The following is a 19,107-nucleotide window of genomic DNA, read 5'->3' on the forward strand; positions in this document are numbered from 1 at the left end:
AGTGATCCTCCACCGAAAAAATGGACAGGGTTAAGCTGCTTTTAGCTCCATCTCGATCGGGCTGATAAAGCCGATGGCGGAGTGACGGCGAACTCGATTGTAGAAGCCCTCGATATAGGCAAAGAGATCCCGTGTGGCTTCTGCCCGCGTTTCATAGTGCCGGTGGTGAACGAGCTCCGTCTTGAGCGTGTGAAAGAAGCTCTCCATCGGGGCATTGTCATAGCAGTCGCCCTTGCGGCTCATCGAGGCTCTGAGGCCGGTGGCTTGCATCAGCTTGCGATAATCCGCCGAGGCATATTGAACGCCGCGATCGGAATGGTGGATCAGGCCGGCATTTGGCCGCTGCGCCGCGATTGCCATCCGCAACGCCGCCAGAGGCAGCTCGGCGCGCAAATGATCCGCCATCGCCCAGCCGACGATCTTGCGGCTGTAGAGGTCCATGACCGTGGCCAGATAGAGCCAGCCCTGATCAGTCTGGACATAGGTGATGTCGGCGAGCCAGATGCGGTTCGGCGCGGCGGCGACGAAGTTGCGCTCGAGCAAGTTCGCCGCGATCGGGAAATCGTGACGGCTGTCGGTGGTGCGCACCCGTCGCGGCCTCGCCATGATGGCTCTGATACCGTGACGACGCATCAACCGCTCGATGCGACCACGGCTCGCTCCACGGCCTTGGGCTCTCAGCTCGGCATGGATGCGCGGGCTGCCGTAGCGGCCGTTTGTGTCGCGATGAACCCGCTTGATGTCGTCGACGAGCTCACGGTTGGCAATGGCCTGCTGGCTCTCAGGGCGCGCTCGCCAGGCGTAATATCCAGCAGGCGAGACGCCAAGCACGTCGCACATGATCGTCACTGGATAGTCGGCGCGGCGATCTTCGATGAAGCGAAATCTCATTTCTGAACTCCAGCAAAGATCGCAATGGACTTTTTTAAAATATCGCGCTCCATGCGCAGCCGGTCGTTCTCGCGCTGCAGACGAGCGATCTCCGCCGCGTGGTCCGCCGACGGCAGCGTCGCCTGCGTTGCGGGGCGCCGCGCCGCCGCCGTCGGCTCCAGCCGGGCCCCTCGCTGCTCCACCCACCGCCGTAGCACGGAATCACGCAAGCCAAGTTCCTTGGCAACCGAGCCGATCGAGCGACCGCTAGACGCTACGAGATCAACCGCTTGCCGCTTGTAGTCATCGGTAAACGAGCGACGTTGACGTCCTTCCATCCGACACCTCCTGGCTCTTCGAGCCTACTACGGGTGTCCATCAATTCGGAGGAGGTTCAGAGTATCTTCAGCGGTGGGGCACTCTCGGGCAGAGCACGCGAGCTAGAAGCAACCGCTTACCCCGATCGCTTCATGTCGTTTTAGCCACGTTGCTCTTCACTTCCAACTTACCGGTTCGAGCACGCTCCTGCGCAACAACCTCCGGCTCAAAGCGTTGCCGGAGAAATCTGATATTGTTCAAAATGCGTTGGCTCTTCCGTTTGCAGATCGCGAAGGATTTGTTGCGCCCACTCGGCACGTTTTCCATGCAAACTGTACTCCCAGCTCGAAATTCATGAAGCTTTCATGACGTAGCCCAGGAAAACGCCCTCAAGAAGGAGGGCGTGAACGTCCGAGTGGAACCGGGAACAGTGCTATCGGCAGACCGAAAACGATGATGATCGCCCAGACCGCTCGTAGCAGATCTACCGTAACTCCCAGATTGATCTGGTTCGGGTGCACGTCGAAATGCTCAGCCAACTGCGCCAGCGTCATCTCGCCCTTGATCGCGGCTAACGCCACCTTGGCCTTGAATGCCGGTGCGTGATGCCGGCGGGCTCGTCTGCTCATCGTCTCTCCTGATTCGCGGGACAATTTTGCCCGCCGTCAGGCAGAAACTCCACTTATCGCCCTGTCCAGATTTCCGGAGCCGGCTCTGGCCATGGCGCAACTTCGAGGCTGTCGAGTTGGCCACCCTGGAATGGGTCGACTGGTTTAACCGACGGCTCCTCGAGCCCATCGGAAACATCCCGCCGACCGAAGCCGAGCAACGCTACTACGCCATGCTGGAACAATCCTCCATGGCGGCAGAACTTAAACCAAATTGCCTCCGGCAAACCCGGCGTGGTTCAGTCAGGACCAAATGCACCGACCAACGTGATCGCGATGAATAGGCGGAGCCGACCCGGCGACTTCGATCTGCAGAAGCCGGACATCGTATTCTTAACCTGACATAGCTGAATGCCCCAAAACGCTCGCCCCGACCACAAATCTCAACCAGCTGCCGCTACAAATGCAGGTACAGTTGAAGCCCCAAATTTCATAATCTTATGGAAGACCTCGACCTTTCAGCGCAAGGCGCACCAGTCGAGCTTTTCGACGGCGGCTGCTAGGTCGTCGACTGGCAAATTGGTCACGAGCTTCCAGTCGACCGGGACGCAATTCGAAGGTGGGTGGACCGCCAAGGCGTGAATATAGACGAGCGTTTGCGGCGCGTAGCGCTTTTGCTCGCCGATAGGCGGCAATTGTTTCACCGAGGCGAACTTGATCTGCAAGGAAGCAGTTTCGCCATCTTCACCGCCAATCGCGCCCCGGTGGCGGCCGGACAACGGGACCGCGGCAAGTTGAGCGGAAGACGCGATGGGCCGCATTCGCGGCGAGGCCTTCGACCGTGGCTCGGCCAGTTGATTCGTCTGAACGCGCACAAGAAACCGCATCCCGAGATCCCGCGCCAGGCACAATCATCGTGACGAGAAAGCGTCGCGGCGAGAAGCAGCTCCAACTATCAAATCAAGTAGTAACGCCAGCTGCCGCGACCGCTAATCTCGCGGGGCTGCACCCAACACGATTTTGCTTATAGGAGCTTCAATATGCTTACCGCCACTGAGACTGCTCGCGCCAAAAAACGGGTCAAACTCTTTCTTCTAGAATATGATGACAGCGTTAGGGTTGCCTATCAATGGCTCGATGCGCAAATAACAACGAAGAAAAAGCTAATGCCGACGTCTCCCTTAAGCGAGATCATCCAAGTTTGGAGCGGTAGGTTTGTCGCAGCGTTCGATGTGGAGGCTGCGGCTGAAATGCACCCAACAATCCGGGGGACTTACCCTAAGTTCAATATTAGCTCGCGCCTAACGCTTCCTTCAGTCTTGCGGCTTACAGGTATCATCGGGGCGAGAACGCACGACGATTTGCTTACAGCCGATTACGTCATCAAAACATATTGTCGGATCGAGAGACCATAGATGATGAGCATCAGCGCGGGCGTGGCGACCATCGCGTTATTGCTAGGCGTAGTTTCGCGCTTGCCGTTGTCACCAACGATTATCGCGCGGATTCACAGCAATCGAACGTGGCAATAGCAATGGCCGTCATTCTTCTTACGGTCTGCGGCAGCGAGGTAGCAATTACTCTACCGGTAATCGTGGGAGCCAAAAAACGCGGCGCCCACGATGGTCATTCGGATCCATGATTGGAGCGGTCCCACCTGGAAGGCTGGTCGAGCGCCTAGTCTTTCACCCAGGCGGGAAAGGTATTGGAGAGTTTTGAGCGGAGTCTTGGAAGATGGTCCAAGGACTTCTTATTCCAGCTAAACGACGAAAGCTTTAAGTCAACCAGGGGGTCTCTACGCTGTCTTTACCGCTCTTCAGGTCGGTCATGACCCCGTAGTTCAGCCGCTGGCCTTCGGCGAGGCCACTAAGGCGCGCGCTCGACCGCGCTGATATGAACAAACACGGATAACGTACAGACTCTTTCGCACTTTCAGGATTGACGGCTTCTTCTAGAATGAAGGAGCTTTGAATGAACGATAGGAATGCCATGGGTCAGGTGATCCAAATTGATGAGGCCCGGATTCGAGATCACCTGGGCGAGATGGTCCGCGGGACGGTGGAAGAGACACTGAACGCGATGCTGGAGGCCGAAGCGGACCAGCTGTCCGGGGCTGGGCGGTATGAGCGCAGCCCGGCCCGGCAGGACACGCGGGCAGGCCGCTACGAGCGAACGCTGCACACCAAGGCGGGCGACGTCAATCTGAAGGTCCCGAAGCTATGGCGGCAAACCTTCGAGACGGCGATTATCGAGCGCTACCGGAGGCGGGAGAGCTCGGTCGAGGAGGCGCGGATCGAGATGTATCTGGCCGGGATTTCGGTTCGGGGAAAATCATCACGGAGGCGCTGTGGGGCACCCGGGTCAGCCCGAGCACTGTGTCGAACCTGAGGATCCGGCGACGAACCCGTGTCGTCAGCGCCTTCCCCGACGGCCAATCCTGTCTCAACTTGGCGGCGGCCCGGCTGCGGCACATTACGGGAACGGCGTGGTCGACCAAATGCTACTTGAACATGCGACCGCTCTATCAGCCACAACTCTCTGAAAACGGAGCCGTCGCCTGATCAAAAGTGCGAAACATTCTGGACAGTACCTTGGCAAGCGAGTGATTCCTCTTGGCGGAAGAACCACTTGCATAACCAGCCGGCCGCGATCACCAATTGGCGCGGTCCCTCGCGGATCGCGCCGACGCCGGGCTCGTAACTCCGGTCGCGGGCTACGCCCTACCTAGTCACGAGCCCGGCGAAACTCTCTCTCCTTGATTGACGCTGCCTTCCTTCCTGATCGCCGCGCGACAGTTCGAGTTACGTGGCGGATGATCTGGCCGGGTGGCTCGACCAGAAGGGCATGCAGCACGTGCGCGGCGCTCCGTACCATCCTCAGACCCAGGGAAAGATCGAGCGCTGGCATCAGACGCTGAAGAACCGCATCCTGCTCGGCAACTATTACCTACCCAGTGATCTCGAGCGTCAAGTAGGAGCCTTCGTCGAACACTATAATCACGTCCGCTATCATGAGAGCATCGACAACCTCGCGCCAGCCGATGTCTACTTCGGCAGGGCTGAGGCGATCCTCGCAGAACGAAACCGCATCAAGCGCGATACCATCGCAAACCGCCGCTTGCAGCATCAACTGCAGGTCGCTTAAACTCCAACCCTGATGAGCCAGAGCCTCTCTCAAAAAGCCCGACCAGTCTCAAATTATCTGACGACGGACAGCTTTGGACGAGCGCAGTCTCGGGCTCGATCGGTTCATTGAGACTTCGCAAGACATGCTGGAAATGGTGGGTCTCACTTACCACGCACATGTGAGCGCCGCGAGAACCGGACGTGTAGCCCAGAGCGGGCGGCAAGGGAGCCTGCTGACTCAACGCGAGCGGCAGTGTCTCGCCTGGATCTCCGATGGCAAGACGATGCAGGACATAGGAGAGCTTCTTGATGTCACCCCGCGAGGTGTGAAGTTTCATCTAGACAACGCCAGGCGCAATCTTGCTACATTGCCCCTCCCGCACGCCGTGGCCCTCGCGTTTCGGCAGGGATTGCTCCCGTAATGCGCAAAACAGCTGTCCGCTTGTATGAAGTTCCGAGGTCACGATTCAATCAGAATGGCGGGGTGAGCGGTCACATTCAAGGCGCGGGAGTTTTTGGTACATAACCACGGCGTTTTTTGCGGCCACGCGCCACATTCTATCGCTGGTATGATCGTTACCGCGAGGGCGGCATCGCCGCTCTGGCCGATCATCGATCTCGATTGGAATCGTATCCTGGACGATGTGCGAGGTCAGATCAATCTGGCCAGGTGCCGCGAGAAGGGCATGCAACATGTGCGCGGGGCTCCGTACCATCCTCAGACCCAGGGAAAGATCGAGCGCTGGCACCAGACCCTCAAGAACCGCATTCTGCTCGCCAACTACTACCTGCCCGGTGACCTCGAACGACAGATCCGGGCGTTCGTCGAACACTACAATCACGTCCGCTACCATGAGAGCATCGACAACCTCACGCCTGCCGATGTCTACTTCGACAGGGCTGAGGCGATCCTCGCCGACCGAAAACGCATCAAGCGCAACACCATCGCAACCCGCCGCTTCCAGCATCAACTGCAGGTCACTTAAACTTTTACCTCTGATGAGCCAGAGCCTCCCTTCTCGAAAAGCCTGATCGGTCTCACTCCGAACTCTGTCCAACGACTGGCCGGAGAAAATGCCGATCTCGCCGCTTTCGTTGCCCATCATCACGTCGGCGGAGAAGGCGCATACACGCAGCGACCGAGCTCGCTCGCTCCCCTGACACGGGAGGAACAACTTGAAGCAGTTTGGTCTACCTCCTCGTGAACAAGTCACGCCCCGTCATTTTGTGAAACTGCCAGTCCGATCCCACGTAATATAGTGTCCAACCAGCTGGAATCTTATTAGCAGCTACACGACCGTTCCAAATCGTAATTGTTTTGCAGTCTGGGGCCGCGGGTGCCGTCCAATTGACGTAGAAATCTATTCTGTTTGCGGTGACGACACCTGCGACAGGGTAAGGTTGTCCCCGGCACGAGAATCCAGTCGCGTTGTTGACATACGTTCCCGCGAAATTTCCCGTTGACGGGTCTAGCGTCTGGATCAAGAGAAACGAGCCCCTTTGATTCACCCATGTGGAGGGGACGGGCAACTGCGCGTGAGCAGATACCGATACGGCGGCAGAGAGCAGAAGCACAAACAAGCGTGTCATGATATTCCCCTGGGCATTAGGCAACTGCACAAACGCTGCCGGATATAGATTCGCTCTGACGATACGGCCATGCAATTCGCTTCCACACTCAACCCAGAAGTGTACCCCGCCGACGAAAAGTTCTCGCTTCGTAGTTTCGCCGGATTTCTGGAGGTGGATTTGCCGACGGCCTCATTTTTCTCGAGCGACGTTGGGCCTCTTGAGAATGCTCAAGAGCGAACGACGCAGCGGGTCACAGCGTCTTGAGGTATTCGAGCAGCGCCTTTTTGTCTTGTTCGCTCAAATTCGTCCCGTACTCGTGGCCGCATCGGCTGTTTCCAGAATTGATGTCATTACAATCCGTGACGGATAGTGAGTTACTTTGAGGCTCCTGGGTGGCGGCAAGACCAACGTTTTCGATGTCGTACTTCCGTCCAATGCTAAACTGCGATTTGCGCTGCCCGGATGGTTTGAGCAGTTCCGCCAGGGTAGGAACCGAGCCGTTATGAAGATAAGGTGCGGCGGCCCAGATGCCCTGCAGTACGCGGGCCTCGTAGGCGCCCCATGGAGGGAGTCGACTGCGCGATGCTTTTTCTGTCCCCTTGCGCTTGGCTTTTTTGATTTCTTCCGGAGTGCTGACAACGTCGAACGCCGTTACCAGATCCTGCAGGGTCGGCGGTAGTCTTACCAACCCCAGAGACTCCGGGGTCTGCGACGACCCCGGATCTGGCGCCGTCGCGACCCGTGCGTTGGTGGAAGGGGCACCACCGGCAAGCAGGTGTTCTGCGATCGAACCAATCACCGAGGTAGCGAGAATGTTAATAACCTGATCCTCCTCCTTAAGTGGAGCGGTCGCGAAGGGAATGTACGCTCCATTCAGCACGCCAGTCTTGGCTTTCCAGGCGAGGACATCGTACTCACGTGTATCGGTACCGACGTTCTGGACCACGGTTCTCCACGTTTTGATGAATGGAAAGCGCTGCTCGCCGTCTTCAATCCCATGACAACCGCTGCATCCCCCTTCATCAGAACCTCTTTCGAAAATCATCTTACCCCGGATGGCTAAGGCAGCGTCAATCTTCCAGGGCCATTTCGGAGGGCCGATTCGCTTCACGAGGTTTTCAAGCTCGCTAAGGCCGTCGAAATTGGTGGAATTGCCATTGAGGAAATTGATGACCGCTCCCTGACGCTTCGGCTCGAACGTAGCGAACACCCCTAGAACCTCGCCAACGTTCCGGGCCAGCCCCAAGATGTCACTTCCGTTCTTTGCAAATCCCGGCCATTGCGTCTTGTCCTGCCGCGGCGCATTCCAAAGGAATGGGTATCTTACGGGAGCGTCAGCGGTTTTTATGTTTTCCGGGATCATGAAATCGGGTGGCGGACCGATGTCTAGTCCGGATAAGCGGTTGAAGATCATCCCGACAGCATCCAGACGGCCTACTCCCCAGCCGCTTTTGGGCAGGGCTCGCACCACAAGCGTGTGAAACCGCAAGTACCACCTGTCTACCTGCCGGCGAAGATCCTCAAGATCAGCCGTATCGGGATTTGCGGAGTGCAGAACAGCTGCAGCAAACGGAGCAAACGAGTCATCGCTAGCAAGCACATCGCCGACAGCCCTGTCCAAATCACCAAGCAGCGCGTAGAAGTCCACGAGTCCGGGACCGCCATCGACACGATACATATTGCCGTCGACTTCGATCTGGCGCGTATGACATGCGGAGCAGGTCATTCCGACAATTTGGAAACCTTCAGGACCGGAGGCATGAAAGCCGATGGGAAGGCTGGCCTTGTTGCCGGGATTGGGGAGATAGCCGTACCGCGACAAACCATCGGCGAGAAACGGTTGTCCGTTCCTTTGCTTTAGCGCCTGCATCCAAGACAGCGCGATCAAACGCGAGCCCTGATCGCGCACATAGAAGTCCGCTCGCGCGGTCGCGGTCCAATCTGCACCTTGGTCAACGTAAAATGGAATGGCGTCCGCGCCCTGTACGCTCGATCTTGTCGTGGCAGCAACGGTTAAGCCGATCAGAAAGAGAACACGAAGCATCGTATGGCCCACCGTCTTTCAAAGTCGCCTGAAGAGTTGCTCGCGGTCCTAACGTCCTCTCGCCGTTGCGGCAAGTTGATCTCAGTCCTCTAGCCTGGCCTCAGAATACAGGTCGCCTGATGATGAGGCATTAAAGGTCTCAGACCCACTACCAACTTTTGTAGTTCCGGCTGCCTCTGCATCGCCCATCAATGGAAATCGCAGAACCTGCGCCATAATCCGAGGGCCCACGCCTGCCCTTGCCCTATGTTCGCTCTCTGAGGTGCTGGGTGGCCCGCCCGCGGCAAGCTCCTATCGAGGATTGCGCCGGATTGTCCGGCGCCGCCCCTCAAGCATGGCGAGCGGGCCCGACGAACGACAGCATTTTCGTGGGCTGCATGTGCACTAGGCGACGATTTCGGTTGCGGTGGCCGAAGGGACGCCGCGGCGAGGAAGTTTGTAACTTTGCGATCATCGCCAATCGCGCCGACCAGATCGACAAGCTGGCGAAGAAGCGCGGCAAGAGTGACCCGCAGGTGAGTCTTTGCTACGAAGCCGGACTCTGCAGATATGGCCTGCATCGACAACTGAAGGGACTGGGGCACGGCTACCTCGTGGTGGTTTCCTCGCTGATTCCGATGAAGGCCGGGGATCGGGTAAAAACCGACCGGCGCGATGCAGCGGTGCCGGCCGAGCTGCACCGGAGCGGCGGGCTGACAGCCCTGTGGATCCGGATGCGGCGCCTGAGGCATGCGCGACCTGTTGTGCGCCGGGCTCCGATTATCGCTGTCAATGCATCCACATCGCTGCATTCCAGCGCGAGCTTCACGCCGTTCGGCAAGCACACGCTCACTTTGGCCGGAGAACAAAAAGCTGGAGTCCTTTTGGGTTCCGAACCACGCACTTCATCGGTAAGCGTAGCGCCGAGGCCCTTTGGATTGTTTGTGCGGAGTCATGAGAGCACGGTTAGAAGAGTCATCTTCTGGAAGGGTGCTCACAATGGACAACCATTCTGACGACATAAGACGACCGTTCTCACCGCGAATTGAAGTGTGCGCTGGCGAAGGTCGCAAGCGCTGGCCGGATGATTTGAAGGCACAGATTGCCGCGGAAAGCCTCGAGCCGGGGCGGTTGTCACAGACGTCGCCCGTCGCCATGTCTGCCGGTCCCAGCAGGTGCATGACTGGCGGCGCCGGCCGCGTTTGGGCCAGTTGGTGCTGCCGGCATGGCAGACTCGGGCCCGTGAGTGATTTGCCTGATGAGCTGCCGAGCGATCCCGCCGAGCTGCGTGTCTTTGCCGCGGCTCTGCTGGATCGCTGCGCAAGGCTCGAGCGCTTGCTCAAGCTTGCGAAGGATGCGCAGTTCCGTCGCTTATCGGAAAAGCTGGACGCTGATCTGTCATTCGGCATGCAAAATTTTGCATGCCGAATGACACCACCCGGAAGATCTTCTTGCTGTACTCAACGATCCGACTTGGCGGTTTGCCCGGATCGGACTCGAGGCCGGGCCGCTGTCACTATGGCTGTTCAGCGGGCTGGCCGAAGCTGGCCTGCCGGCAATCTACATCGAGACACGGCACGCCAAGGCGTTCCTCAAGGCGCAGGTGAACAAGAGCGACCGTAATGATGCGCGTGGCATAGCGCAGATCATGCGTGTCGGCTTGTTCCGGCCTGTCCACGTCAAGACCCTGACGAGTCAGAAGCGACGGGTCCTGCTTGCCGGTCGCAAGCTGCTTCAGGAGAAGCCCATTGCCATCGAGAATGACATTCGTGGGCTGTTGCGCAACTTCGGCTTGAAGGTTGGAATTGTGGGGGTGATCGGCTTCGAACAACGCATCCACGAACTCACCGTTGGTCAGCCGGAGCTGACCGAACTCATGGAACCGCTTCTCGTCGCCCGACGCGTTTTACGCGAACAGTTCACGCGACTGCATCGCAATGTGCTTCTGCTTGCCCGGGAAAGCGAGGTTTGTCGCCGGTTGATGACAATCCCCGGTGTTGGCCCCGTCAGGTCGTTGGCCTTTATCAGCACGATCGACGTTCCCGCCCGCTTCAAGAGTTCGAAAGCCGTCGGGCCCTCCCTCGGATTGACGCCAGTCCTCAACCAGTCCGGTGAAAGCCACCGCATCGGTCGGATCTCGCTGTGCGGCGATCAAGCCATGCGAGCGCTAATCTATGAGGCCGCGCAGGTCATGCTGACGCGGGTCCAGAAATGGTCCTGGCTCAAGGCGTGGGCCATGCAGATCGCCAAACGACGCGGGCAGCAAAAGGCGATCGTCGCTCTGGCGCGGCGGCTCGGCGTCATCATGCACCGCATTTGGAGCGATGGAACGGAATTCCGCTGGACACGGGAGGTCTCGCCCGCGGCACAATAGTGCGACGCGCGGTCCACACACTCGTTGTTTAGTGGGGCGAGGTCCCTCGCGGGACGATGGACGAGATGAGTTCGCTTTGGGCTCTTGTACGGTCGCATCCCTGCGATCAGCACGCGAGTCCGATTGTTCCGTCTCGTTCTACTGATCCCATGCTGGGAGAGCCATACGGCTGATCCCGAAGAGAAGCACGGCCCAGCGAGCGGTATCGAACCCGAGGAGGCGCCCAACCAAAGCCCTTGACCAAATCCGGCCGAATAGAGAAGAGCCAATATTGCAGACGATGACGTAATTGCGGTTGGCGCCCGCGGATCGAAAGGTCCGCTATCTTCAAGCCTTCCCGCAATCTCGCGAATCGGAGGGGACGTGAAGCAATATGTTGGACTAGACGTCTCGCAAAAAGAAACGTCAGTATGTGTGGTCAACGAAGTGGGTCAGGTCTTGTTCGAGGGAAACGCCAAGTCCGACCCGGGAGCGCTTGCAGCGCTGCTTCGCAAACGGGCGCCACAGGCGGAGCGCATCGGATTTGAAACCGGAGCGATGGCGAGTTGGCTATGGCATGAACTTCGTAGAGTTGACTCTTCCGGTGGTCTGCATCGACGCGCGCCATGCCCACGCGGTTTTGTCCGTACGCATGAACAAGAGCGATCAAAATGATGCTCGAGGTTTGGCCGAACTTGTGCGGGTGGGCTGGTATCGAGAAGTCAAAGTCAAGAGCGGGGAAAGTCAGAAAATCCGCGCTGTACTCGTCGCGAGATCTCGGCTCGTGGCCATGCGTCGAGATATCGAGAACCAGGTCCGCGGTCTACTCAAAGAATACGGCTTGCTCTTCCAACGCGCGATCGGACTGCAGTTTCGCAATCAGGTCTGCGAGCTATTGGGCGAGGATCATCAGCTCCGCGATGTGATCGCGCCGCTTCTGTCGATCCATGAGCAGATCTGCAAGCAGCAAACTAAATTCGACGTCGAAGTCCGCCGATTGGCGAAGTCCGACGAGACGACGTGCCGCCTAATGACTGTTCCTGGTGTTGGCGTGGTGACCGCCTTGACCTTCCGCCACACGATCGACGACCCATCGCGCTTCCGATCGGCATCGAGCGTTGGCGCCTATCTTGGTCTTACACCTCGGCGCAACCAATCTGGCGAAACTGACATCAATGGAAACATATCACGGTGGGGCGACCGTCTTCTCCGAACTTACCTGTTCGAGGCGGCGACCGTCCTGCTTTATCGAACGAAGAAATGGTCCTCTCTCAAGGCTTGGGGGTTGAAGCTCGCCAAGAGGATTGGCATGAGGAAGGCGAAAGTCGCCATCGCGCGCAAGATCGCCGTTATTCTGCATGCATCTGGGTCGACGGCACATCGTTCGACTGGGGCCTTGCGAAGGAAGCCTGATCCGATTTTTTAAAGTTCCTGGTCCGGTCCGCCGGACTGGCGATGTCCCGCTGGGACGGTGTTGTGGCGACCTCGTTCATTCGGCTGGGACGGCTTAACCGTACTCCGCTGCAGACGTTGAGGCGTCCGACCCGGACATCATCATGAGGCGCTGCGCGACCTCGGAAAGGACCATGACCCCAGCGAAGACATCAACCAGCCCGTACGATCCGATGCCTGGCCAGCACTGCATGTATCATCCGCGCCCGCGCCGTCTCCGCACCCCCTACCAGCTCCGACGGCGCGGACGCTACCACCGTGCCATGGGCGAGTTCAGAAATGTAAGCTTGACAACAAACCGCAATTAAAGGGCCGAATGACACGCGAGTCGCGATTGTACCGCTAAGGGGGGCCGCATCTCAGCTGCCTCTTTCTTCTAACTTGAAAGCCGCAGCTCCTGGAAACGAGGTCGCTACGTCGCGGGTGAGTTGCCGAAGAAACAGAGCGCCAGATCAAAGCTCCTGCTAGTCAGAAGTGGTAGTTCACCCCAACCCGGATCGTATGAAGCTGCTGCTTGAAGGAGACAGGCGTCCTGACTCCGACAGCGATGGCACCAGGCGCACCGTCGCCCGCCTGCACACGGCCTGCTGCCGAAACTGGTAGCGTTACGTCTTGCCTGCCGAAATCGAAGTAGTCATACTCAACTTTGGCTGACCAGCCGGGCAGGAAGGCATACTCGATGCCCGCACCCAGTGTGCCGCCAAATGTGTTCTTGCTCGCTCGCCCATCGACGGCACCGTCAGCAGCAAAGCCCGTCCCCAAGTTCGATGTAACCGCAAAGGACTGGTTGATGCCGATGCTGGAATCGGCCCATGCCGCGCCCCCCTTGATGTAGATGAGGCCGCGGTCGCCCACCGTGAAGCCAAGCCGTCCGGTGATATCGGCGATCCATTTGGTGTCGTTCGTGCAGTTCAAGACCACAAAGCAGCCATTGCGTCCCTTGATACCACTCCATAAAAAATCGCCTTCCACGCCGTAGACCATCACACCGGACTGGAAGTTGTAACCGGCTTGTACGCCGCCGAGGAAGCCGTTCATCTGCACCTGCGGCAATGGCACATTCAAATCGACAGTGCCGCCAATGAGCTGGTTCGCCGTTTGGTTGACCGGGGCGCCAATGAACGTATTGCCTACGCCGAGGTCGGCCTGGCCGGTCCCCCAACCTGAGCCTACACTGCCTCCGATGTAACCTCCAGTCCAGCTGAAGAGAGGAGGAACGGGAGCCGGCGCTTTGATGAAAGGTGCCGCAGGCAAATCAGCAGCTAAACTTCCGCTCCCAAAAGCGATCGCCCCTAACGCAATGATGCCTGCGAGCGACAATTGCTTGTTGCACTTCATCCTGGAGTCCTCCTGCTGGGGACGGAAAATATTGCGTAGCTTGGCCCCGAGTTGTGGTTATCTCGATAGTTCGAGCCGGCAAGCAGGGGGCGCCAGCTTCTTGCCGCAACCGCGACAGCCGCTTCTTGCCGTGTCGCTTCCAGAGAGGTTAAGCAGGCTCTGCTTTCCAGCTTGTACGATACGCATGATGGCCGACCGATGATCTTGCGCGAGCGCCACCCATTTGTAGGTGTTGATTTCCCTGACCGCGATCAGTTCGAAGTAGAACGAGTCCGAGATGAAAAGGATAACGTCGCCTCTTTGGCTCCGAAGCTGCGCTCTTCGAAAACTCTGCTACTCGAATTCGTTACTCGATACCCGGCCGTGAGGATGATGGGATGGCTCGCGTTCTCAAAATACCGCACCGACAGGCGGTCAACGTAATTTGTCGGAATCTCGCCGACGTAGGCGGTGTTCGCAGAACAACTCTCCCGAACGGAAAAATTGAAAGTATCAAACGATGCACGGTCAAACGCGGTTATCACGGTCGTCGTCGAATCCCGACGCTGACGGCGAGGTCTTTCCCGCCAAACCCCTTCGTCCGGCTAACGAAGCATCGCGTCGACTGCGAGCGGATTGTCCCGGTTGGCGGGATGCGGCTAGGATCAGAGGGAAATTTGGAGGCAGACACGAGGTTACCGGTCGCCGCGGGAGCCTACGCTTTCGTGGAGGAGGAGATTGGTGTCTATGTTGGCGCGGCCACGATGGGACTGCGGCCATCTTGAACGTCGCGAACCCCTCGCCGCTGTACGCAACTCGGCAGATCGTCTCTGCCTCGATTTCGTCTTCGGCAATCGCGATGGTCACGCGCGCCGCCGCGGCGAAGGGAGTTTTCCATCCAGTTATTTTCGAAGTCAGCCTTACTGGGGCCGGCAGATTAGCGTGTTCTTGGCGCTTTCGAAAGTGAGACCGCATGTCCTTTCTGGATGCCGTCGGTGAGGTGGTTCGCCCTACACTGGCGGTGTTGAACGAGGGTGCTGAAGGAGCCGATCCCACGCCAGGAGGACGAACCGTGGAAGATAATAACACCCTTTTAGTAGGTTGGATGTTTCCAACCATCGACATGCAGTTGCGGTTGCCGAGAGCGGGCGCAACGGTGAGGTTCGGTATCTGGGTGAATTATCCTCTGACAACGCGGGCAGGACGAGTCCGCAAGCTCGCGCGGCCAGGTTTAGGTTTAAGATTTCTATGAGGCTGGGCCGACGGGATATGGGGGCTGTCATTGCCCCGTCGCTGATTCCACAAAAGCCCGGCGATCGGATCGAAAAAAACCGCCGGGACGGCGAGAAGCTTGCCCGCTTGTTCCGCGCCGGCGAACTGACGGAGATCAGGACCTCAGACGCAGCGCATGAGCCAATGCGTGACCTGATCCATGCGCGGGAGGCGGCGGTGAAGGATCGGACCCGCAAACGACAGGAGATCCGATCCTTTCTATTGCGCCGTGGCACGGACGATGGATACGTGGGATTGCTTGCCGATTTTTTCGAGGTCGGCGATACTGGAATGGATAATGGGTATGCCTTGCTCAGTGCTGGTTCAGAAGCGCCCGAGCGGGCAGGGGATAAGACGATGCTGGAAACGGAGGGGGGCCAGTCGTCAGTTTGGGGCAGGCAATTAAAGTTGTCAGAAATTCCCAGAAGGTAGAGCGGGGGATCGATTTCAGCAATGCCGCGAGAGACCGTGCACTGGCCCGTAGGGGCGCTGAAGTTGAACCTGGTTAGATAAATGAATCGGCGAAGCTATTTTCCGGTAAAAAGCTGGCTGGTTTTAGCGGCACCACTTTTCGGCGCCGTCTTTCTTGAAGCCGTTATCGACACTGCATTGTACGCAAGCTGCGACAGTGGACTGCAGACCGCAGCATTTTGAGCTGGAGGAAGCGCAGGGCGCGCACAACTGCCCCTAGGCTAATGCCGGCCCGTTCAAAAGCACACTAGTACCCGGAATCAGAGCTGAGTGATACGTCGGCCTTTGAAGCGACGTTGACGGACCTTTTTCTTGGTCCAGACGAAGGGCTCGGCTCTTTCGTTGTATGCGTTCGTAGGCATCGATGTGATCCTGAAGCTGCTTGAGGCTTGTGAAGGAGGTGCCGCTGAGCGACTGCCCTGCGGGATCGAAAACCATACCTCGACCTGATTGAGCCAGGACGCACTTGTCGGCGTGAAATGAAATTGGACGTTGGGATGGGCCTCAAGCCAGTCCTCGTTCTTTTTGTGGGTGTTGAGGTTGTCGAGATTGACTTGAAGCTTGCGGCCCGGATAGGCCTCGGTGAGGCTGTTCATGAAGTCGAGAAACTCGACCCGGCGACGGCGCTTCGAATGCGTGCGACGATCTTTCCGGTGGCGACTTCAAGCGCCGCAAACAGCGTCGTCGTGCCATGCCGCGTGTAGTCGTGGCTCTGGCTCGTCAAGGCGCGGCCGTTGGGCAGCTTCAGATAGCCCTGCGCTCGTTCCAAAGCCTGGATCGACGGCTTCTCGTCGACGCACAGCACAATCGCCTTCGCGGGCGGGGCGACGTAGAGGCCGACAACATCGGCGGCTTTGGCTGTAAAGCTCGGGTCGTTGCTCTCACACCAGGACTTGCGAGCCACGAGGTCGATCTTGTGGTTGCGCAGGAACCGCCAGACATATTGGACGTCAACATCGCCCATGCCCCGGCCAACAGAGGGCCGGTCCAGCGCGCAAACCCTTGTGGGGGCGGTTTGTCCAAGAGCTTCAGAATCCGCTTGTCGGTGGCCTTCGTATAGATCGGCTGCTTGCCCGGCCGCGGCTTGTCTTGCAGACCTTCAAGGGCGTGATCGGCATAGCGATGCCGCCACAGGCTGACAATCCAAGGCTGGACCCCAACTTCCTTGGCAATCGACCGGGTGCTGCGCCCGGCCGCCGCCAACAGAACGATCCGAGCCCGCTTCAAATCGCGCTGCAATGTCACCGGTGAGCGACAAAGCGCCTCAAGCACCTTCCGATCCTTCTTCGAAAGGTCGACTTCTCCTGCCTCGGGTTACCATCCCGATCTTCAATCATGACTCACCCTCTAAGAAAAGGGGGTACTAGGTCGACTAATCAGGGGGGCCAGCCATCGACGACGTCGCCCTGATATCCTTGCATTTTATATTACCGAACTTGCACGATTGCTGGCGACCTGGTCAGGGCTGGCAATCCGCCGCCGGGAAATGTTGTCATCTGGCGCAACCCCTCGAGACTCACAGATATCCAACTCGGTGCCGAAATCGCAGGGGCTGGAAATGTGGGTAATTGACAGCTTTACCGGACGGATACCTCTCTTCGCCCCGGCGGTGTGCAGATGCGCATTGGTGGAAGCAACTGCGGTCAGATATCCGAAGTCCGGACATCGTCTAACGCGCCCGATACCCCTCCCATCGAAGTGCCGGAGCTCACTGTCACTCTGGCTGCTGATCGCGCCAAGGACTGCCGTAGCGCAATCCAAAGCACACTGCCACTAAACATCTGGTTGTGCCGCCAGGTGGAGCCCTTCCGACGGGGCAATCTATGATCATTGACGCCCCCCGAGGCCGCATCACTCAACACCAAACGAACAGCCAAGGCTCCCAACGAGAAACCTAATCTGACTTGCGGTCTCGCGGGAGGACAAAACGTAGACTGTCCGATTTCTGACATGCTGTCGGCCTGGTCCGCTTGCTTGAGAAAAAGTTACTTTACTGATCAAGCTCTCGCACTTGGCACAAGGTTTGAAGAGAAGGGCACATCGGCCGCAGCCGCTCGCGAAACGAGGCTACAATACTGCTTCTTCGGCTATGGCCCTTTTTTTGCAATGATATGAGCTGTCACATGGAGTCGGTCTCAATAGCACGTCACAAAATCTGCCCTCAATGTGGCTCCGGTTTGGTCCACCTTGAGTGGCATGAACGCATCGGTGCGCGGGAGGTCCAATATCTTTGGCGCTGCTGGAACTGTAGAAGCGAATTCGCCACCCTTTTCACCTCCGACGAGAAGGATCCCCCTGCCGCTGAGATCGCGAAGCTATTCTTTACCAGCCTGTTAGTTTGATCAATGACGCCTGAGCCGCGAATGCTCCCCTTGGCCACACGCGCAGGCCGGGATCGGCGCGGAACATTCCGGCCTCGAGCTAAGAGAAGTGGAACATATTTCGCGCTCTCGCAAAGCGCTTGGGCACGAGAGATGGTGGCTGCGCCATTCCTCTTGAAGTCGATTGACTTTGTTCGTTCAAACCCGCGCACCAGCGATCTAGGTTGGTCTGGCACTAGAGCGACTATGCTCAAACCATTCACGAAGTGCTAACGGCAATCGCCTCGCCGCTGGATTTTGCAGACCAGTCGCTAGTTGCGGCTCGCTGCTGGGAAGTCCGCCCTTCAGACGGCTGTATTGCAGGTGATCGGATAACGCTCCGGAAACGGCCCAGCTGCGTAGAACTCCGATGCGGCTGTTTCGTTGCCGCTAACTTCCAATGGCATGCGGACGCGGCAGGATAATGCCTCATTATGCCCCCAGGCCGTCAGACGCCGAGCCGGGTTCGCACTGCTTCTCGCTCACGGCTAAGCCGGTTATGAAATTTATGGCTATTCCGCGCGAAATACGCTCCCGGTCGGCTTCTTCCGCTGCTTTGAAGCTAGCCGAGTGGGAGTTGGTGGCTCGTCCGGGACAGCGCTTACTCTGTGTAGGCGTGGGGGATAACTCCTTGCAAACCCATGTCCCGCATCAATCGCGACACCGTGCAACGGGCAACGTCGAAGCCTTCGCGCTTGAGCTGGCTCCCGACCTTGGGCACGCCCGTAGACAGAGAAGTTCCCCTCAAACACGCGCCGAACCTCGATCTTCAACGCTGCGTCCCGCCTGGCACGGGCCGACAGCTTGGCTGCCTCGCGCCGCTTGGCTCCATGGGAGTGGTAGGTCGAGGGCCCGATCGGCAATAACTTGCAGATGGGCTCGACCCCATACGCCCACGATGATAGTCGATGAACAGCGATCATGGCTTGGACCGGCGGTCGAGCTCCGCCGTCGCAAAATAGGCGGCGCTTGCCTTGCGGAGGATCTCGTTGTCCCTGCCTAAGCTAACGTCTCTCCCGTTCCAGCGCCTTTCAGCTTCTTGGCGATCTTGGTCGGAACGCCGGCAGCTGCCCACTCTCAATCTCGGCTTTCCTGTCCCAGTCATGCGGCGTCTGCGGTGTGCAGCCCCTCTTGACCGCAATCGAGGTCACCGTCGCCCAGCGCGACGGGTGCTCGCAGGCGTGATCCAGAACCATCCGAACCGCTTGAGCCCGGACCTCGGGGGACACTTGTTCGCCGTCTTGCTTGTCATGACTCCAACCTCTCAGGAGTTGGAGCCTCCGGCAAACCCGGCGCGGGTCAGTTCTCGGACTGGCCCCACTTTTGCTCATTGCTGGTTCGCTGGCGGCCTCTGGTGGAGATTAGA

The 19,107-nt window shown here is 58.3% G+C and carries 10 protein-coding genes, 11 pseudogenes and 1 other annotated feature; of the genes and pseudogenes, 10 read left to right on the forward strand and 11 right to left on the reverse strand.

The window, feature by feature from the left end; translation table 11 throughout:
- Nucleotides 1-30: 30 nt before the first annotated feature.
- The 3 genes and pseudogenes from ACNJYB_RS38600 to ACNJYB_RS38610 form a co-directional block, all read right to left on the reverse strand.
- Nucleotides 31-1,208 (reverse strand): IS3 family transposase gene (locus tag ACNJYB_RS38600; protein ID WP_439368046.1). Its coding sequence is split into 2 segments (ribosomal slippage): nucleotides 31-911 and nucleotides 911-1,208, totalling 1,179 coding nucleotides; the frame shifts between segments, so codons are not numbered across the junction.
- Between the two features lie 130 nt (nucleotides 1,209-1,338).
- On the reverse strand, nucleotides 1,339-1,515 hold the full coding sequence (locus tag ACNJYB_RS38605) for a hypothetical protein (protein WP_156504628.1): 177 nt from the start codon (nucleotides 1,513-1,515) through the stop codon (nucleotides 1,339-1,341).
- A 176-nt stretch (nucleotides 1,516-1,691) separates the two neighbouring features.
- Nucleotides 1,692-1,817, reverse strand: a pseudogene (locus ACNJYB_RS38610) (transposase); the annotation flags it as partial.
- A gap of 80 nt (nucleotides 1,818-1,897) precedes the next feature.
- On the opposite strand from ACNJYB_RS38610, the pseudogene ACNJYB_RS38615 reads away from it, so the two are divergent.
- Nucleotides 1,898-2,140 (forward strand): annotated as a pseudogene (locus tag ACNJYB_RS38615) (hypothetical protein); the annotation flags it as partial.
- Nucleotides 2,141-2,314: 174 nt separating this feature from the next.
- Here the strand turns inward: ACNJYB_RS38615 and ACNJYB_RS38620 are convergent.
- Nucleotides 2,315-2,683 (reverse strand): hypothetical protein, encoded by a 369-nt coding sequence (locus ACNJYB_RS38620; RefSeq protein WP_439371760.1) that lies wholly within the window; start codon nucleotides 2,681-2,683, stop codon nucleotides 2,315-2,317.
- Nucleotides 2,684-2,836: 153 nt separating this feature from the next.
- Here ACNJYB_RS38620 and ACNJYB_RS38625 point away from each other — a divergent pair, with 153 nt between their 5' ends.
- Nucleotides 2,837-3,211 carry a hypothetical protein gene (locus tag ACNJYB_RS38625; protein WP_061876422.1) on the forward strand — a complete coding sequence of 125 codons (375 nt, stop codon included), beginning with the start codon at nucleotides 2,837-2,839 and terminating at the stop codon, nucleotides 3,209-3,211.
- A 360-nt stretch (nucleotides 3,212-3,571) separates the two neighbouring features.
- On the opposite strand, the pseudogene ACNJYB_RS38630 reads toward ACNJYB_RS38625, so the two are convergent.
- Nucleotides 3,572-3,701, reverse strand: a pseudogene (locus ACNJYB_RS38630) (cold-shock protein); the annotation flags it as partial.
- Nucleotides 3,702-3,785: 84 nt separating this feature from the next.
- On the opposite strand from ACNJYB_RS38630, the pseudogene ACNJYB_RS38635 reads away from it, so the two are divergent.
- The 5 genes and pseudogenes from ACNJYB_RS38635 to ACNJYB_RS38655 form a co-directional block, all read left to right on the forward strand.
- A pseudogene (locus tag ACNJYB_RS38635) lies at nucleotides 3,786-4,183 on the forward strand (transposase); the annotation flags it as partial.
- A gap of 412 nt (nucleotides 4,184-4,595) precedes the next feature.
- A pseudogene (locus ACNJYB_RS38640) lies at nucleotides 4,596-4,940 on the forward strand (integrase core domain-containing protein); the annotation flags it as partial.
- Between the two features lie 265 nt (nucleotides 4,941-5,205).
- Nucleotides 5,206-5,343 carry a hypothetical protein gene (locus ACNJYB_RS38645; RefSeq protein ID WP_439375754.1) on the forward strand — a complete coding sequence of 46 codons (138 nt, stop codon included), beginning with the start codon at nucleotides 5,206-5,208 and terminating at the stop codon, nucleotides 5,341-5,343.
- 116 nt (nucleotides 5,344-5,459) lie between these two features.
- Nucleotides 5,460-5,720, forward strand: coding sequence for a helix-turn-helix domain-containing protein (locus tag ACNJYB_RS38650; RefSeq protein ID WP_439371761.1), 261 nt, complete (start codon nucleotides 5,460-5,462; stop codon nucleotides 5,718-5,720).
- A pseudogene (locus tag ACNJYB_RS38655) lies at nucleotides 5,602-5,907 on the forward strand (integrase core domain-containing protein); the annotation flags it as partial. The gene ACNJYB_RS38650 and the pseudogene ACNJYB_RS38655, both read left to right, overlap by 119 nt.
- Before the next feature lie 205 nt (nucleotides 5,908-6,112).
- Here ACNJYB_RS38655 and ACNJYB_RS38660 read toward each other — a convergent pair.
- The 3 genes and pseudogenes from ACNJYB_RS38660 to ACNJYB_RS38670 form a co-directional block, all read right to left on the reverse strand.
- Nucleotides 6,113-6,511: an avidin/streptavidin family protein gene (locus tag ACNJYB_RS38660; RefSeq protein WP_439371762.1), complete on the reverse strand. Its 399-nt coding sequence runs from the start codon at nucleotides 6,509-6,511 to the stop codon at nucleotides 6,113-6,115.
- Between the two features lie 232 nt (nucleotides 6,512-6,743).
- Nucleotides 6,744-8,537, reverse strand: a complete 1,794-nt coding sequence (locus ACNJYB_RS38665) for a di-heme-cytochrome C peroxidase (RefSeq protein ID WP_439371763.1) — start codon at nucleotides 8,535-8,537, stop codon at nucleotides 6,744-6,746.
- 751 nt (nucleotides 8,538-9,288) lie between these two features.
- Nucleotides 9,289-9,384: pseudogene (locus ACNJYB_RS38670) on the reverse strand (IS66-like element accessory protein TnpA); the annotation flags it as partial.
- Between the two features lie 567 nt (nucleotides 9,385-9,951).
- On the opposite strand from ACNJYB_RS38670, the pseudogene ACNJYB_RS38675 reads away from it, so the two are divergent.
- Both ACNJYB_RS38675 and ACNJYB_RS38680 read left to right on the forward strand, forming a co-directional pair.
- Nucleotides 9,952-10,890: pseudogene (locus ACNJYB_RS38675) on the forward strand (IS110 family transposase); the annotation flags it as partial.
- 363 nt (nucleotides 10,891-11,253) lie between these two features.
- Nucleotides 11,254-12,282: pseudogene (locus ACNJYB_RS38680) on the forward strand (IS110 family transposase).
- Nucleotides 12,283-12,789: 507 nt separating this feature from the next.
- On the opposite strand, the gene ACNJYB_RS38685 reads toward ACNJYB_RS38680, so the two are convergent.
- The gene (locus ACNJYB_RS38685; protein ID WP_439371764.1) at nucleotides 12,790-13,659 is read right to left on the reverse strand and encodes an outer membrane protein; all 870 of its coding nucleotides are present in this window, start codon (nucleotides 13,657-13,659) and stop codon (nucleotides 12,790-12,792) included.
- Nucleotides 13,660-14,907: 1,248 nt separating this feature from the next.
- Between ACNJYB_RS38685 and ACNJYB_RS38690 the strand changes: the two genes are divergently transcribed.
- The gene (locus ACNJYB_RS38690; protein WP_439371765.1) at nucleotides 14,908-15,342 is read left to right on the forward strand and encodes a hypothetical protein; all 435 of its coding nucleotides are present in this window, start codon (nucleotides 14,908-14,910) and stop codon (nucleotides 15,340-15,342) included.
- A 299-nt stretch (nucleotides 15,343-15,641) separates the two neighbouring features.
- Here the strand turns inward: ACNJYB_RS38690 and ACNJYB_RS38695 are convergent.
- Together ACNJYB_RS38695 and ACNJYB_RS38700 are read right to left on the reverse strand one after the other, a co-directional pair.
- Nucleotides 15,642-16,653 (reverse strand): annotated as a pseudogene (locus ACNJYB_RS38695) (IS630 family transposase).
- 1,710 nt (nucleotides 16,654-18,363) lie between these two features.
- Nucleotides 18,364-18,993 (reverse strand): annotated as a pseudogene (locus ACNJYB_RS38700) (IS3 family transposase); the annotation flags it as partial.
- Nucleotides 18,589-18,706, reverse strand: a sequence feature (AL1L pseudoknot). (Overlaps the previous pseudogene by 118 nt.)
- Nucleotides 18,994-19,107 lie beyond the last annotated feature (114 nt).

It is taken from the genome of Bradyrhizobium sp. SMVTL-02, assembly GCF_051853005.1.
GTDB lineage: Bacteria > Pseudomonadota > Alphaproteobacteria > Rhizobiales > Xanthobacteraceae > Bradyrhizobium.

What these genes read in the sequence shown, in the direction of transcription:
- ACNJYB_RS38605 (WP_156504628.1), bottom strand. Translation starts at nt 1,515, where the DNA reads ATGGAAAACGTGCCGAGTGGGCGCAACAAATCCTTCGCGATCTGCAAA.
- ACNJYB_RS38620 (WP_439371760.1), bottom strand. Translation starts at nt 2,683, where the DNA reads ATGCGGTTTCTTGTGCGCGTTCAGACGAATCAACTGGCCGAGCCACGG.
- ACNJYB_RS38625 (WP_061876422.1), top strand. Translation starts at nt 2,837, where the DNA reads ATGCTTACCGCCACTGAGACTGCTCGCGCCAAAAAACGGGTCAAACTC.
- ACNJYB_RS38645 (WP_439375754.1), top strand. Translation starts at nt 5,206, where the DNA reads ATGCAGGACATAGGAGAGCTTCTTGATGTCACCCCGCGAGGTGTGAAG.
- ACNJYB_RS38660 (WP_439371762.1), bottom strand. Translation starts at nt 6,511, where the DNA reads ATGACACGCTTGTTTGTGCTTCTGCTCTCTGCCGCCGTATCGGTATCT.
- ACNJYB_RS38665 (WP_439371763.1), bottom strand. Translation starts at nt 8,537, where the DNA reads ATGCTTCGTGTTCTCTTTCTGATCGGCTTAACCGTTGCTGCCACGACA.
- ACNJYB_RS38685 (WP_439371764.1), bottom strand. Translation starts at nt 13,659, where the DNA reads ATGAAGTGCAACAAGCAATTGTCGCTCGCAGGCATCATTGCGTTAGGG.
- ACNJYB_RS38690 (WP_439371765.1), top strand. Translation starts at nt 14,908, where the DNA reads ATGGGGGCTGTCATTGCCCCGTCGCTGATTCCACAAAAGCCCGGCGAT.